The following is a 13,991-nucleotide window of genomic DNA, read 5'->3' as shown; positions in this document are numbered from 1 at the left end:
GATAAAAACTATTTTCAAAGAATGATTGTTTCTTATAAAAATAAAAATGTATGAATTGGATACCTTTAGAAAACCAAGAACAATTGGAAGACATTAAAAAAAAGTCTAAAGCACTTATTTTTAAGCATAGTACACGTTGCTCTATCAGTGCCACAGCATTAGATCGTTTACAACGCCAATGGAATGATACAGATATGCAACAAGTAGACGCTTATTATTTGGATTTGATAAAATACAGAGATATTTCCAATAAGATTGCTGAGGTATTTGGGGTGGAGCATCAATCACCACAAGCATTGCTTTTAGCAGAGGGGAATTGTATTTATCATGACTCGCATTATGGAATTGATTACCAAGAAATTAAAAATTTAAGTGTGTAAAAAAAGACGTTAGAAAACGTCTTTTTTTATTTATTTTGCTTGTTTTACTTCTTCTTCGAGCCTGTCTTGCATACGTTTACAGATATTTTCCATATCCATAGCCATGACTTCATCACCTGTGGCAATACGAATCATGTCGGCAAGTCCCGAAATGGTTTCGATACAAAAACGCTTCATTTCAAGCACTTCCATTTGTTTTGTCCATAAATCAATTTTTAATGTGCCTTTTCCCCACCCATCCCAAATTGCTAGTGAAATAGCTTTAGCTTGCTCTGTTCCCGGTTCTGGCTTTTGTGTTGCATCCCATTCTATTTTTTCACAAACATTTTGGTCGTCTAATACAATGTCAAGAGTAATTTTTTCTTGTCGCATAAAAAAAGGTTTAAATGTTGAATTATCAAAAGGTTCAAGAATTTTATTAAATTTGTGTTCAAAAATACATCAAAAATGCGATTCTTGTTCTCAATTTCTTTGCTTTTTATAGTTTTCTTAAAAACTACTGCACAAACTAAACAAAAAGATTTAGAAAAAAATTACGAAAAGGCTATAAAATCTTTTGAAAAAAATGATTTCAAAGAAGGATACACCTATTTGGCTGAGTGCCTCAAAATAGACTCTACTTGGCATGACGCCCTTTACAGTAAGGCTTTTTTTGAGCTTGAGGAAGAAGATTTCCAAAAGGCTGAGAAAAGTTTTTCCAAACTGATTCATCATTATCCCAAAGATACACTTGCCTATTTGGGCAGAGCCAGAGCAAAAGTAAATTTAGACTTATTTGAACAGGCTTTTAGAGATGTACAACGTGTTTTACAAATGGATAGTACCCATGTACAAGCTCTTACAGATATGGGTTATGTGTATGCCTCAGCAGGTTTTCCCAAAACTGCCCAAGAATATTTAGATAAAGCTCTCAAATATTCTCCTGAAAATAACGCCATTTATCAGCTCAAAAGCTATGCCTATTGGCTTGATAAAGACTTGGATGGAGCAACCATTTATGCTGATAAAGCTCTTGAAAAAAACAAAAACAATTTGGAAGCCTTAAAACTAAAAGCTTATATCTCTTACGAAAAAGATAAATACCAAGAAACCATCAAAACTTTTGAGTCTGTACTCAAAAAAGACAAATATGCCTTTGAAGAAGACGATTTTTATTATTGGGGAATGGCTCATTACAAGCTCAAAAACTACAAAAAGGCCTTAGAAATCTTCCAAAGCTACCCTGAATCTCAAAATCCGTATTTAGCTTATGGTGAGTCTATTGCCTATTTTCAAACCAAGCAATATGAAAAAGCATGGCAAGCAACCCTTAAAGCTGAAAATAAAAAGCAAGACCTCCCTGCTGAGTTTTACTATGATAAAGCCATTATTGCTCATTACAACCAAAGAAAAACGGAAGCTAAAGACAACTACTCCCATGCCCTCAGCATGATGCCTGAATTATTTTTACAAAAAAACTCAAAAGATGAAAAAGCAGAAGTTATTACAGATGCAGGAAAACTCTTAAATAGTAGTTTTACAAAAACAGAGTTGGAGAACCTTTTAGTTTTGGCTTACCAAGAGAGAAGCCTGAATCTTTTACAAGAAAATGATAAAAAACAAGCCTTAAAAGATGTTGAAAAAGCCTTAAAAATGGACTCATTAAATTCCAAGAGTTATACCATCAGAGGTATTGTATATGCCATGGAAGGCGATTTTCAGAATTCTAACAAAGATTTTGAGAAAGCAGAAAAATTACCCAAAGAACGCAATTACGAATATTTATACTTGATGCGTGGGCTTGCTGCTGCCGAAGCCGAAAACTTTGGACAAGCTGTATATTATATGGATAAAACCATTGCTGCAAATCCACAGAACCCTTCATATTATGCGGAAAAAGCTCATATTCTTTTTGAGATAGACTCTGTGGAAGAAGCTCTTCAAAACATAGATAAAGCCATTGCCCTCAATCCTAAAGAACCTGAATATCGTTTGGATAAGATTGGTTATTTGTATGGAGATGATCAAATAGATAAAGTACTGACTGAATCAGAAGATTTGTTAAAATTAGACCCAGATACCATAGAAGTATATTATTTTAGAGGAATGGCTCATTTGGCAAAAAACAATAAACAACAAGCCAAAAAAGATTTAGAGTATTTCTTGGTATTTTACCCTGATGACCAAGAAGCTCAAAAAGCTCTTCAAAGCATCAAATAACATAATAAAGGCTGGATTTTACTTCAAATCCAGCCTTTCTAATAAATTCCCAACTGTAAAATCCCGCATTTCTTCTTCCAAAGCCTTAAACTCATCTGGTAGAGCTTTTTTTATAAATGTTCCTTCTCTAAGTAAATGAATCTCATCACATATTTCATAAAGTGTTGAAAAAATATGAGACGAAATCAAAACTGTTTTTCCAAGTATTTTAAGTTTTTTAATAATTTCAACTATCATCAGATTACTCTGAATATCAACTCCATTGAAAGGCTCATCTAAAATAAATATTTGATTTTCTTGCATTAAAATAGCTGTAAGAGCTAGTTTCTTTTTCATGCCTGTCGAATACGAAGTAACATACTCATTCAAAGGCAAATCAAATATATTTTTATTTTCAAAATCTGTATTTTGGATATTTCGAGCATGGCACAACAAATGAATATACTCCTTACCTGTCATTTTAGAAAAGAAATATGATTCTGTTTGCAAGTAGCCAATATAATTTTTGATAGGCTCTAAAAGGCTATGAATACTGCCTTCAAAATCTTCCAAACCAGCTATACACTTAAAAAGAGTTGTTTTTCCTGCTCCGTTTTCGCCTACAATTCCATATACTTTGCCTTTTTCTAAAGACATCTGTATATTTTTTAGAATTTGATGCTTGCCATAGACTTTTGATAAGTTTTCAATAGTTATCATTTTAAGATTTTATCTAATTTTTTAAGAGATTGAATATACCAATAGGGTATCAGGATGAGTAATAAAGGTGGAACTTGAAAATTAAGGGCAAATAAAAAAGACTCTTTAAGCATTACTTTTTCAGGAAAAACAGAGTATTTCATCAGAATAACTGCCAACAACAATAAATATCCCCACACCATAAAAATACCTATCATCCACCATTCTTTTGGAAAAAATATAATCAAAGAGATAAAAATGGGCAATAATATGCATGTTGTGTAAAAAAGAGCTACACCTATTTTTTTGAAGAGAAACTTTTTAGATGAAAGTGAATATATCCAAACATAAAATTTATCTTCAGTATTCATATAAAATGTCAAAGAAACTAAAAATACTATTATAATTGCGAATACAGCCAGGTTCACATTTTTGCTCAAAATACCTGCCACAAGTAGTCCGTATGCCACAAAAAACAAATAAAACGTATTCCGAAAACCCACCATAAACTCAAAAGGGTATTTATAAAAGGGTGTTGGAATTGTAAAATCTCCTCTATTTTTTAGCTGAACAAACGAAAAAAGTATAGCTAAGATTATCAGTACCCCTACAAATAACAACTCTGTTTTATACAAAAGAAACAGTAAAAATGGAGTAACTACTATCAAATTTTCTATGATTCGTATTTTTTGATAGGTTTTTGTTGTATAGTTCCATTTTAAAAATGCGTTTCTATTAGCTTCTTGCAATCCCATTGTACTACCAAGTGCCAATGCAATATATACCAATGGAGCATAATAAACTTGCATAAAAATAGTATTGGATATTACAGCAAACACTCCTCCTGCCAATAAATAAACGATTGCGGGGTGTATTGCCAAATCTTTAATATGTCTATTGAGTATTTTAAATTGCAAGGAGAAGTAATACTGCATAAAATATTAGAAACGAGGAATATACACCACTTTTTTAGTTTCAAAAAACTCTTCTTCAAAGAATTTCTTTAAATTATACACTTTATGTTTCTGCTTGAGTTCCTTAAGCTCCTCATCCAAATCGCCTCCCTTGAGGTGTAAAATACCATTCGAAAGTGTATTGTACTCATTTTTGCTAAATTTGTTTTTAACCCACTCATAAAAAGGTAGTGAACGAGTAACACCTCTACTCAACACAAAATCGTACATCGAATTGGGAGCTTGTTCAGCTCTGAGTTGCTCTGCTTTTACATTTTTAAGCCCTAATTCTTCGGCTACGGCTTTTACCACACTGATTTTCTTACCAATGGAGTCTATCAAATGAAATTCTACTTCTTCAAACATAATGGCAAGAGGAATGCCAGGGAAGCCCCCTCCTGTTCCCACATCCAAAACCATGGTCATAGGCTGAAAGTTAATTACTTTGGTTATACCCAACGAATGTAAAACGTGATGTGTATATAATTCGTCTATATCTTTTCGAGAAATGACATTAATTTTACTATTCCATTCAGCATAAAGGCTTTGCAGAGCTGCAAAACGTTCTTTTTGTTTGTCTGTAAGTGTAGGAAAATATTTTTCTATAATTTGCATATTCTAAAACTTTGAGCTACAAAGCTACAAAAAATAAAAACAGGTAAAAAATCATTTCTATTTTACCTTTTGTGTGACTTGATTGATATTTTTATTATTTTTTGGGATTCAGAAAATTTATAGTTTTAATTTTTTCATTTTCATCAAAAATAAAATTATTTAATACTACCTTCATAAGTAATATTTTTATAAATATTTGCGATTTCTGCTATCAATTTCTTTTTATCAATTGCTAGTTTTGCTAAAATATTTATAAAATTTTCATTAAAACTATGTTGATTATCGTCAAAAGTTGGAGAATGAGCAACTTTAATGTTTCCTATAGTATCTATTGAAATAACTATTTTTAAATCTCGATACTCCATATGTTTTGTCAATAAAGTTGTTTTATAAAATTTAAGATGATTTATAGAAGTGATATAAGGTGTTGAGATTGATTCTATTTTTATTTCACTAAAAAATTCAAACTCTGCATTTGGATTAGATGGAAGATAATTGTTAGTTAAAAAATACTTTACTTTGTTAATTTCTGATTTTTTCTGTGAAAGACACTTATAGTTCAAACTAAACAAAATTATAAAAATGAATATTATTTTATATATACTCATAAAGCCATGATTTATTAGTAAAAAACTACAAAAATAGAATTCATTAATCTTCCCAATATTCTGTACCTTTGCTATCAACATAGCCCAGTTTCCCAGAAATACGAGATTCATTTTTATCTGCAATTCCTACCATTACTAATTCATCATCCCTCTTTTTAAAGTCTTTCAATTTTTCCTGAACTATACCTTTTGTATCAATATAAAAATATTCATTCTTTTTCCTTACTAAAGATTTTCCGTCTTGGAAATCCTTTATAACTTCATCATACACGTGTGGAATAACCTCTTTCCCCATTTCATTAATAAAACCCCATTTATTTTTATATCTTACCTTTATCAAGTCTTCTTGAAAATGTCCAACAAACTCATATTTAAAAGGCAGAACCTCTTTGTTTTCTTCACTAACAAATCCCCATTTACCATTTAACTTAACGCCAAACATTTTTTTTGCATAACGTGTTCCTTCATACATACAAGGAATAATCTCTTTACCTGCTTCATTGACAAACCCCCATTTATCTTGAATACTTACTTCTGCTCCTTTTAAGTTATTATAATCTACAAAAAGGTCATCATATTTAAATTCTATTAACTGATTATTGTTCTTATCAATGACGCCCCATTTACCTTGAAATTTTGCTTTAAGCCACTCTAAATCACCTACCACATCTAAAGACTGGTATTTAAAAGGGATGATTTCTTTCCCATTTATATCAAATGCTCCCCATTTCTCATTATATTCAGCTATAATTATATTTTTACTTGTTCGTAACCATAGTGTATTATACTTTGGAGCTATAACTTCTATACCCTTATCATTCATCAGTCCTGTTTTGTCTCCCAAAAAAACAGTTGCCAAACCATAAGAAACATAATAAGTATTCAAAGCATCGTATTTATACAAAACGACCATTTTCCCTTCTTTATTTTTAAAATAAAGTTTATCCTTAAATTCAACTTCAAACAAATCATTTTCTTTATCATATAAACCAATTTCTTGATATTTATGCGATATTACTTCTTTCCCCATATTATCAAATATTGCCCATTTATTTTCTAATTTGGTAGCGAATGCTTTATCAGAACCCATGATAATAGATTCGTATTTACAAGGTATTATTTCTTGACCCAACTGACTAATAACTCCTTTTTTACGATATTCTGACCACATTATTGCAAATCCATCTTCTAGTTCTTGGATGTTTTTACAACTCAAATCTTTTATTTTTTCACCTTTTTCGTTGATAGTACTACATCCTTCATCTGAGCAGATAAAGGCTTTTCCGTCCTTAAAATCTCTGATTAAAATAGTTTTATGAGTACAAGGGATAATTTCTTTTCCTGTTTTGTATATAATTCCATATTGAGAACTTTTTTCAACTTTAAATAGATTTTGATTTATTTCTTTGATAAAATCATATTGAAAAGGAATAATCTCTTTACCTTTTTTATCTAACGCTCCTTTTAATTTATTTTTCTCAGCTATGATATAGTTTTGGGTTGGTTCTATGTTTTCGTATTTACAAGCAACTATTTCCTTTCCTCTTTTATCTAATACCCCCATTTGATTTTCAATACTAACTACAAAAAAATCATCAGAGTCATTATATTCAGCTATATTATCATATTGAGCTGTTTTTACTTTCTTGCCATTGGATTTATAGAGCTCCCATTTATCATTTTTTTTTATCCAGTACAACTCATTATTGAAGACTCTAATAGCTTCATTTGTTGCAAAAACTAAGACAACTCCCTTATTATCAGTTAATTCATATTTACCTGATGTTTGACCAACAGCAATGTTTCTATCAAAATTTAGCTCATTTGTATATTTGCATGAAATGATTTCTTTCCCAGTTTTATCAAAAACGCCCCACAAATTATCTTTTTGTACTTTGATATTTTGTTTTGAGTCGATGGATATTTCATTGTATTGGCAAGAAACTACTTCTTTTTTCAATAATGTGTTGAATACGCCTCTTTTACTATCTTTTTTAATAATAATGAGCTCATTGTCCCAAATGGTTATTTCATTATACTGAAAAGATAAAACCTCCTTTCCTAATTTATCTATACAGCCATACAACTTACCTTTCTGAACAATTGCTAAACCATGTTTAAATGGCTCAGCAGCATCATACTGACAAGAAATAACAATCTTTTTATTCCTATCTGAGAAACCCCATAAATTACCTTTTCTGTATGGAATTAAATCGCTTTGAGCATATAAAGAACTGTATATGAACAATCCGAATAAAATACAACAAATATTTTTCATACTTTGATAATTATATAGTGTTACACAGACTCAAATATAAGCTTTTAAACTAAGTTTTGTTGTTTTGTAAAAACCTTTTATTGTATATTGCTTTTGTAAAATCTAACTAAACTTTTTATGAAATTTGTCATTTTTTTATGGGTGTTTTTGCCATTTTTGGCAGCAGCTCAAGATAGAGGTAATATCAATAGAGCCTCAGGTAACGTCAATAAAGATGCTGGAAATGTTAATTATTACAATAATACCTACCAGCAACCCAGAAAATACAATACTCAAATCACACCTCTTTATTTCGACCCCAATGGAGATATGATTGTATCTGTATCAGGTTTAGCCAATGTAAAAGCTGACAGTTATATGGCTATTTTTAATCTTTCACAAATTGGCAAAACAACTCAAGAAGTCAATGAAATTTTAAATACTCGAATCAATCAGATTATTACTAAAATCAAGGCTCTCCCAAATGTAAAAACATATATTGATGTTATTTCTTTTGTGCCTATTTACGAGTATGAAACAGAAAAGAAAGTGTTTAGCAAACGCACCTACAACGAAATTCCCAAAGGTTTTGAAATGCAAAAAAATATCCATGTGGAATTTATAGATCCAAGTCTTTTAGAGAATATTATGAGTATTTGTGCTGAATATGAGGTATATGATTTGGTAAAAGTAGATTATTATTCTAGTAATCTAGAGAATATAAAAAAAGAAATGGCTACCAAAGCAAAAACTGTTTTAAAAGAAAAAATCAAGAATTATCAGGAAATGCTTGGTACAGATTTGAATATAGGCGAAAAGCAAATTGTAGATGGGTTTCAGGTATTTTATCCTGTAGATATGTATAAGTCGTATCAGGCGTATTCAAGTACCAATTTACAACAAAATCCATCTAAGTATGACATCCGACCAGCCACAAAAACTACAACTTATTATTATCAGCCTATTATCAATGACGATTTTGATTTTGTTATGAACCAAAAGCTTTTAGAACCTACCATTCAGATTGTTTATGAAGTCAAATTCAAAGTTAAAAAAGAGTCCAAAGCCAAAGAGTATTTTTGGCTTACTCCAAATGGTGAGGCAAAACCTTTAATCATTAGTAAATGATGCAAACGTATATTTCATTGCTCAGGGGCATCAATGTGAGTGGGAAAAATAAAATTCTCATGGTTGATTTAAAAACCATTTATGAAAATATAGGTCTGTCTGAAGTGCATACCTATATTCAAAGTGGGAATGTAATTTTTAAGGCTGATTATGTTGATAAAAAAAATATTGCCGAAAGCATTTCAGAAGCAATTTTTCAGAAATATGGCTTCCAAATTAGTGTTTTTGTAGAAAGTGTAGAGGAAATAGAACGCCTGATGGCACTCAATCCTATTAAAGAAATGGAGCAACAAGATTATAAAAGAGTGTTTTTTTCTCTTCTTTCTCAAACTCCCAAACAAGATTTACAAGAAAAACTGGCTCAAATAAGCTATCTCCCTGATGAGTATTATATTGTAGAAAATTGTATTTTTTGGAAATTAGTTGTTGCCAGCAATGAATCCAAACTCTCTAATAATTTTTTTGAAAGCAAACTAAAAGTAGTAGCCACTACACGCAATTGGAACACCATGCTCACTTTAATTCAATTATCAAAATAATCTAAAATTTCAAATAAATTATTTCTAAAGTTTTTGTTAAATTAAATAAAAATGGTTGATCTATAGGATCAACCATAAAAAAGCAACTGTCATTCATATTATTTTACTTCATACTTCCTACCATTCCATAAGCTCCATAAGCAATCATATACCCTAAAGAATAATTGGGAAATGCTTTTTCAAAAACTTTTTGCAATTGGGTATAATCAACTTTTGATTTGTCATTACCAATAGAAATAAGATACTCTTTTGTTAGTTTTTCTGCTTTTTCTAAATAACTAATTTGTTGAGTTACTACAACTGATAACTTTCCGGACTCTCCACGACCACCATATACCATTACATTAGCAGGATATTTTGACTCTAAAATTTTTAGAACACTAATCCAATTGGCATTGTTGTAAGTTGTCGTATTATTATTGATTGGACCTTCAAGCCAAGCATGAACATTGTGGTGAACTAAATCACCAATCACTAAAGCATTGACTGTTTCAATAAATGCTATTGTTTGATTGGTGGCAATTGCACTTTTTTTAAGTTCAGTTAATTTTACTTTACCACCATTTGCCAATTTAATATCATACGTTTCATCAAAGGTTAAATCTGCTGTAGGAAGTGTCGGATAGGTTTCATTCGTAAACATTTTAGCCATTTCAACAAAATAATACTTTTTATAATTATGTACCATTTCTATATTGTTTGCTGAAAATTTGGACATGATAACTGTTGCACCTACTTTCTTGAAAGCAGGTATGCCGTTAAATTTATCAGGATTTGGGTGTGTAACAACCAAATATTTGATTGGATTCTGAGTTTTTGTCCTTAAAAACTCAATGGCTTGTTGAGCTGTCGCTTCAGTAAACTGAGCGTCAAAAGCTACTACTTCCTTACCATCATCATAAAAAACTGTTTTGGTATTAAAACCATTTGCATCACTTTCAAATACATAGATTTTTCCAATATTTTTTGCATTTGCTGAAATTGTAGCCATTACTGTAAAAATTAACGTTAATAAATAAATTGATATTGCTTTCATTTTTTTTTCTATTTTAGTTGTTATTTGATGATGCAAAGTTGCTATCAATTACCCTTAAAAAACAGGTAAAAATCAAGCTTAAAACAGTATTTTTATAAAATGAAATCTTTATCACTATATCAAGAGTTTGATATTTCAGTATATGAAACAGAAAAATGGGAATATGGTACTCATAGACACAATTTCTTTGAACTAGTCTTTATTTTAGAGGGTAAAGGAACTCATATTTTAAACGATAATGGTAAAGGCTATCAAGAAGGGTGTTTATTTCTTTTAACACCTGAAGATTACCATTCCTTTGAAATTCAAGAGAGGACAAGATTTTGCATTATTACTTTTAATAAAATATACTTTTCAAGAGAATCTCATTTTAATGAAAGTTTAATGGATTTTAGTGAGCTATTTAAAAAATTAGAAATAATTTTCTGTAATGCAAACTATTTACAACATGAACCTTTAAGGAATGAAGAAGATAAGTTATTTATAGGAATACTTATTAGAAAATTAATAAAAGAAATGGAAGAAAAACATTTTTTTTATGCAACTATTGTACAAAATAGCATCTTTTTACTTCTCAATATAATTGCACGAAACATACAACAAAATTTAAGTGCTGATTTAAAAAACAATAATATAAAATCTGAAATAGGTGATATACTTGCTTACATTCAACAAAATATTTATCAGAAGGAAAAACTTAGAATAGAGGTAATAGCTGACTATTTTTATAAATCGAAAAATTATATTAGTCAATATTTTAAAGAAGAGACAGGAGAATCTCTAAAAGACTATATTTCAAAGTACAAAATCAATCTCGTAAAAAATCGACTTATGCATAGCAATTTAACTATTTCACAAATTGCAGATGAATTGGATTACACAGATGAAAGCCATTTAAACAAAATCTTTAAACTGTTCTTTGGACAAACTGCAAAACAATATAGACAAGAGCAAAAGAAGAGAATTATAAATCATGAACAATGATTCAAATTTTAATTATTTTATTGTAAAAGCATTTTTTGAAAATGTTTGCATTCAAAAGAACAATCCAAAGAGTTTATAGATTTCTTAGTTTCTAACTAAATTAGCTATCAATCATTTATATTTTTTTTACAACATTTTTATCTTTTTATTTAGACTTATTACAAATAATGTTTTAGATTTGCTCTCGCTTTTACAGGAAAGCATTTTTTTATAAATATTTATCTTTAATCAGTCTAAATAAAATTATGTTATCATTACACAAAACTATTTTACCTTTACTTACTGTGGGTGTTTTAGCATTTTCTTGTAAAAAAGATGAAGCACGCCCTGCTTTACAAATCCCTACAGCTTATGATGGCAGTGGGTTTGCTACCAATGCAACTACTCAGATAGCTGTTGTTACACAACTGACCAATATAACCAACGAAGCTAAAAAAGGGCGTACTTTGAGTACAACTGTTTCAAAATCAGCTTTGGATAATTTATTTACAACTGGCAACCCAAGTCTTGCAAATATTATTACAACCTATTATAAAAGTAAATTGGAAGGTACAAATGGCTGGTTTGATGAACTTGCCAAAGCAAGTGGTGGCACTTATACGCCCAGCAATACTCCAACAGGGCAAGGTGGCGTATTTGGTACAGGCTCAAGTGCTTATCTTTTTGATGAGAATGGTTTAGAAATGGAGCAATTGATTGAAAAAGGGCAATTTGGGGCTGTTTTATACAAACATGCCACAGATCTGATAGATGGCACTGCTATCACAACTGCTACTACTGACCAACTTTTGGCTATTTTTGGAGCTACCCCTGCATTTGCCAATTCTGGTTCAAACAATGTAGCTGTTGAAAACAGAGATAAAGCTATGGCTAATTATGCCTCTCGTAGAAGTGATATCAATGATGCAAATAGTTTGTATATTCAAATTCAAAAGCAGTTTTTAAAGCTACAAGCAGCCCTTAAAGCAGGAAAAGACTACAACAAAGAACGTGATGAAGCCATTGCTGAAATCAAATTAATTTGGGAGAAAATCAATGCTGCAACAGTAATCAACTATTGCCACAGCGTAATTTCTACCATGAGCCAAACCACTACTACTGACAATCAGAAAGCTTCTGCTTTGCATGCCTATGGTGAGTGTGTAGGATTCATACATGGGTGGAGAACCATTTCTCAAAATCATAAAAAAATTACAGATACTCAAATTGAGGAAGTTTTGGTACTTTTGAATGCTCCTTACAATGCAACACCTACTTCATACAAATTCATCACTGATCCAGCCAACGAATTACCTAAATTACAACAAATTATCAGCAAACTAAAAACTATTTATGGCTTCACTGACCAAGAAATAGAAAGTTTCAAGAAAAATTGGGTCGCTGAACAAAATAGATAAACATTTTATTTAAAAAAGAGAGAATTCTGGAGTTTTTCTCCTTTCTCAAAGTAATTTTTCGTAAAAAAGTTAAATAAGTTTAAAATTATAAAGACAGAAAATATGAGGTTGTTGATATTATGTTTGTTTGTATGTTTTTTACAAGTTGCTTGTAAATCATCCGATTCCAACGTGAACAATAGTTTTGACAGAAAAAAAATGTTGGAAAATTATGCTCAAAACCTTATCAAACCTGCATATTCAGATTTGCAAAATCAGGTCAATACACTCAAAACTGTTTCTGATAATTTCTTAAATACAACCAATACTGATAATTTGGTGGCTTTGCAAAATGCTTGGACGAATGCTTATAGTAGCTTTCAGTATGCCAATGCTTATAATTTTGGCATAGCAGGTGAGCAAGGACTGAATAAATCTTTAGTAGAAGAAGTAGCCACTTTTCCTGCTTCTACAAGCAAAATAGAAACTGCTATTGCAAACAATACAGCTAATTTCAATGATTTCAACAGAGATGCAAGAGGCTTTTTGGCTATCGAATATCTCATATTTGATGGGTCTGGAAATCAGCAGAATATTATCAATACTTTTTCTAATACTACAAGAAAAAACTATTTAAGGGATGCTATCAGCAATCTTAAAAACAGAATAGATATTGTCGCTTCTGCTTGGAATGGTACTTATTATAACGAATTTATCCAAAATACAGGTACAGATGTAGGAAGTAGCACATCTCAATTATACAATGAATTTATTCGTAGCTATGAAACTATTAAAAACTTAAAATTAGGAATTCCTTTAGGGAAAAGTTTAGGACAGACCCAAGCAGAACCTCAAAGAGCAGAGGCTTATTATTCTGGAAAAAGCTTAGATATGATAAAATTGCATTTTCAAGCCATTGAAAATGTTTGGTATGGAAAATCGAAAGATGGTGTAGATGGTATTGGTTTTAAGGAGTATTTGGAAAGTGTAGAAGGTGGAAATGCACTCATTGCTTCTACAGAAAATCAGTTACTTGTGATTAAAAACCAACTCAATAATATTCCCAATACACCCAGTTTAGCTGTTCAGATTCAAACGAACCCTACTCCACTTGAGAACCTGCATACAGAACTACAACGCCATACACGTTTTTTCAAAAGTGATATGAGTTCTCTATTAGGCATTTCTATTACATTTAGTAGTGGTGATGGAGATTAACTCAATAGTTTTATTATTTT

The 13,991-nt window shown here is 30.6% G+C and carries 14 protein-coding genes; 7 read left to right on the top strand and 7 right to left on the bottom strand.

Features of this window, described 5'->3' with window-relative positions:
• Positions 1–50: 50 nt before the first annotated feature.
• Positions 51–380, top strand: a complete 330-nt coding sequence (locus AD998_10150; protein ID KOY86458.1) for a general stress protein — start codon at positions 51–53, stop codon at positions 378–380.
• 30 nt (positions 381–410) lie between these two features.
• On the opposite strand, the gene AD998_10145 is transcribed toward AD998_10150, so the two are convergent.
• Positions 411–752: a gliding motility protein GldC gene (locus AD998_10145; GenBank protein KOY86457.1), complete on the bottom strand. Its 342-nt coding sequence runs from the start codon at positions 750–752 to the stop codon at positions 411–413.
• A 75-nt stretch (positions 753–827) separates the two neighbouring features.
• Here AD998_10145 and AD998_10140 point away from each other — a divergent pair, with 75 nt between their 5' ends.
• On the top strand, positions 828–2,579 hold the full coding sequence (locus tag AD998_10140) for a hypothetical protein (GenBank protein ID KOY86456.1): 1,752 nt from the start codon (positions 828–830) through the stop codon (positions 2,577–2,579).
• 18 nt (positions 2,580–2,597) lie between these two features.
• Here the strand turns inward: AD998_10140 and AD998_10135 are convergent, their stop codons facing one another.
• The 5 genes from AD998_10135 to AD998_10115 all read right to left on the bottom strand — a co-directional run bounded on the left by AD998_10135 (position 2,598) and on the right by AD998_10115 (position 7,711).
• Positions 2,598–3,278, bottom strand: a complete 681-nt coding sequence (locus AD998_10135) for an ABC transporter ATP-binding protein (GenBank protein KOY86455.1) — start codon at positions 3,276–3,278, stop codon at positions 2,598–2,600.
• Positions 3,275–4,192: a hypothetical protein gene (locus tag AD998_10130; protein ID KOY86454.1), complete on the bottom strand. Its 918-nt coding sequence runs from the start codon at positions 4,190–4,192 to the stop codon at positions 3,275–3,277. Before AD998_10130 ends, AD998_10135 begins: the two co-directional genes overlap by 4 nt.
• Positions 4,193–4,198: 6 nt before the next feature.
• Entirely contained in the window at positions 4,199–4,825 is a 627-nt protein-coding gene (locus AD998_10125; protein KOY86453.1) for a 16S rRNA (guanine(527)-N(7))-methyltransferase RsmG, read from the bottom strand.
• 155 nt (positions 4,826–4,980) lie between these two features.
• Entirely contained in the window at positions 4,981–5,514 is a 534-nt protein-coding gene (locus AD998_10120; GenBank protein ID KOY86452.1) for a hypothetical protein, read from the bottom strand.
• Positions 5,477–7,711, bottom strand: coding sequence for a hypothetical protein (locus tag AD998_10115; protein KOY86451.1), 2,235 nt, complete (start codon positions 7,709–7,711; stop codon positions 5,477–5,479). The genes AD998_10120 and AD998_10115 overlap by 38 nt, the downstream gene beginning before the upstream one ends.
• Before the next feature lie 156 nt (positions 7,712–7,867).
• Between AD998_10115 and AD998_10110 the strand changes: the two genes are divergently transcribed.
• Positions 7,868–8,818, top strand: a complete 951-nt coding sequence (locus tag AD998_10110) for a hypothetical protein (GenBank protein KOY88142.1) — start codon at positions 7,868–7,870, stop codon at positions 8,816–8,818.
• Positions 8,818–9,357 (top strand): hypothetical protein, encoded by a 540-nt coding sequence (locus AD998_10105; protein KOY88141.1) that lies wholly within the window; start codon positions 8,818–8,820, stop codon positions 9,355–9,357. Before AD998_10110 ends, AD998_10105 begins: the two co-directional genes overlap by 1 nt.
• 103 nt (positions 9,358–9,460) lie before the next feature.
• Here AD998_10105 and AD998_10100 read toward each other — a convergent pair whose 3' ends face one another.
• On the bottom strand, positions 9,461–10,348 hold the full coding sequence (locus tag AD998_10100) for a hypothetical protein (protein ID KOY88140.1): 888 nt from the start codon (positions 10,346–10,348) through the stop codon (positions 9,461–9,463).
• A 144-nt stretch (positions 10,349–10,492) separates the two neighbouring features.
• On the opposite strand from AD998_10100, the gene AD998_10095 reads away from it, so the two are divergent.
• The 3 genes from AD998_10095 to AD998_10085 all read left to right on the top strand — a co-directional run bounded on the left by AD998_10095 (position 10,493) and on the right by AD998_10085 (position 13,971).
• On the top strand, positions 10,493–11,377 hold the full coding sequence (locus AD998_10095) for a hypothetical protein (GenBank protein ID KOY86450.1): 885 nt from the start codon (positions 10,493–10,495) through the stop codon (positions 11,375–11,377).
• 245 nt (positions 11,378–11,622) lie between these two features.
• Positions 11,623–12,774, top strand: a complete 1,152-nt coding sequence (locus AD998_10090; protein KOY86449.1) for a hypothetical protein — start codon at positions 11,623–11,625, stop codon at positions 12,772–12,774.
• A 198-nt stretch (positions 12,775–12,972) separates the two neighbouring features.
• Positions 12,973–13,971, top strand: coding sequence for a hypothetical protein (locus tag AD998_10085; protein KOY86448.1), 999 nt, complete (start codon positions 12,973–12,975; stop codon positions 13,969–13,971).
• Positions 13,972–13,991: the final 20 nt, after the last annotated feature.

It is taken from the genome of bacterium 336/3 (genome assembly GCA_001281695.1).
Lineage (GTDB): Bacteria > Bacteroidota > Bacteroidia > Cytophagales > Thermonemataceae > Raineya.
Note: the sequence above shows the minus strand (reverse complement) of the source record. Positions and strands in the feature narration are given on the sequence as shown.

Bases quoted from the DNA above. Each gene is read 5' to 3' on its own strand.
- AD998_10085 (KOY86448.1), top strand. From the start codon at position 12,973: ATGTTGGAAAATTATGCTCAAAACCTTATCAAACCTGCATATTCAGAT.
- AD998_10115 (KOY86451.1), bottom strand. From the start codon at position 7,711: ATGAAAAATATTTGTTGTATTTTATTCGGATTGTTCATATACAGTTCT.
- AD998_10130 (KOY86454.1), bottom strand. From the start codon at position 4,192: ATGCAGTATTACTTCTCCTTGCAATTTAAAATACTCAATAGACATATT.
- AD998_10100 (KOY88140.1), bottom strand. From the start codon at position 10,348: ATGGCTACAATTTCAGCAAATGCAAAAAATATTGGAAAAATCTATGTA.
- AD998_10090 (KOY86449.1), top strand. From the start codon at position 11,623: ATGTTATCATTACACAAAACTATTTTACCTTTACTTACTGTGGGTGTT.
- AD998_10120 (KOY86452.1), bottom strand. From the start codon at position 5,514: ATGTTGATAGCAAAGGTACAGAATATTGGGAAGATTAATGAATTCTAT.
- AD998_10135 (KOY86455.1), bottom strand. From the start codon at position 3,278: ATGATAACTATTGAAAACTTATCAAAAGTCTATGGCAAGCATCAAATT.
- AD998_10150 (KOY86458.1), top strand. From the start codon at position 51: ATGAATTGGATACCTTTAGAAAACCAAGAACAATTGGAAGACATTAAA.
- AD998_10105 (KOY88141.1), top strand. From the start codon at position 8,818: ATGCAAACGTATATTTCATTGCTCAGGGGCATCAATGTGAGTGGGAAA.
- AD998_10140 (KOY86456.1), top strand. From the start codon at position 828: ATGCGATTCTTGTTCTCAATTTCTTTGCTTTTTATAGTTTTCTTAAAA.
- AD998_10095 (KOY86450.1), top strand. From the start codon at position 10,493: ATGAAATCTTTATCACTATATCAAGAGTTTGATATTTCAGTATATGAA.
- AD998_10125 (KOY86453.1), bottom strand. From the start codon at position 4,825: ATGCAAATTATAGAAAAATATTTTCCTACACTTACAGACAAACAAAAA.
- AD998_10145 (KOY86457.1), bottom strand. From the start codon at position 752: ATGCGACAAGAAAAAATTACTCTTGACATTGTATTAGACGACCAAAAT.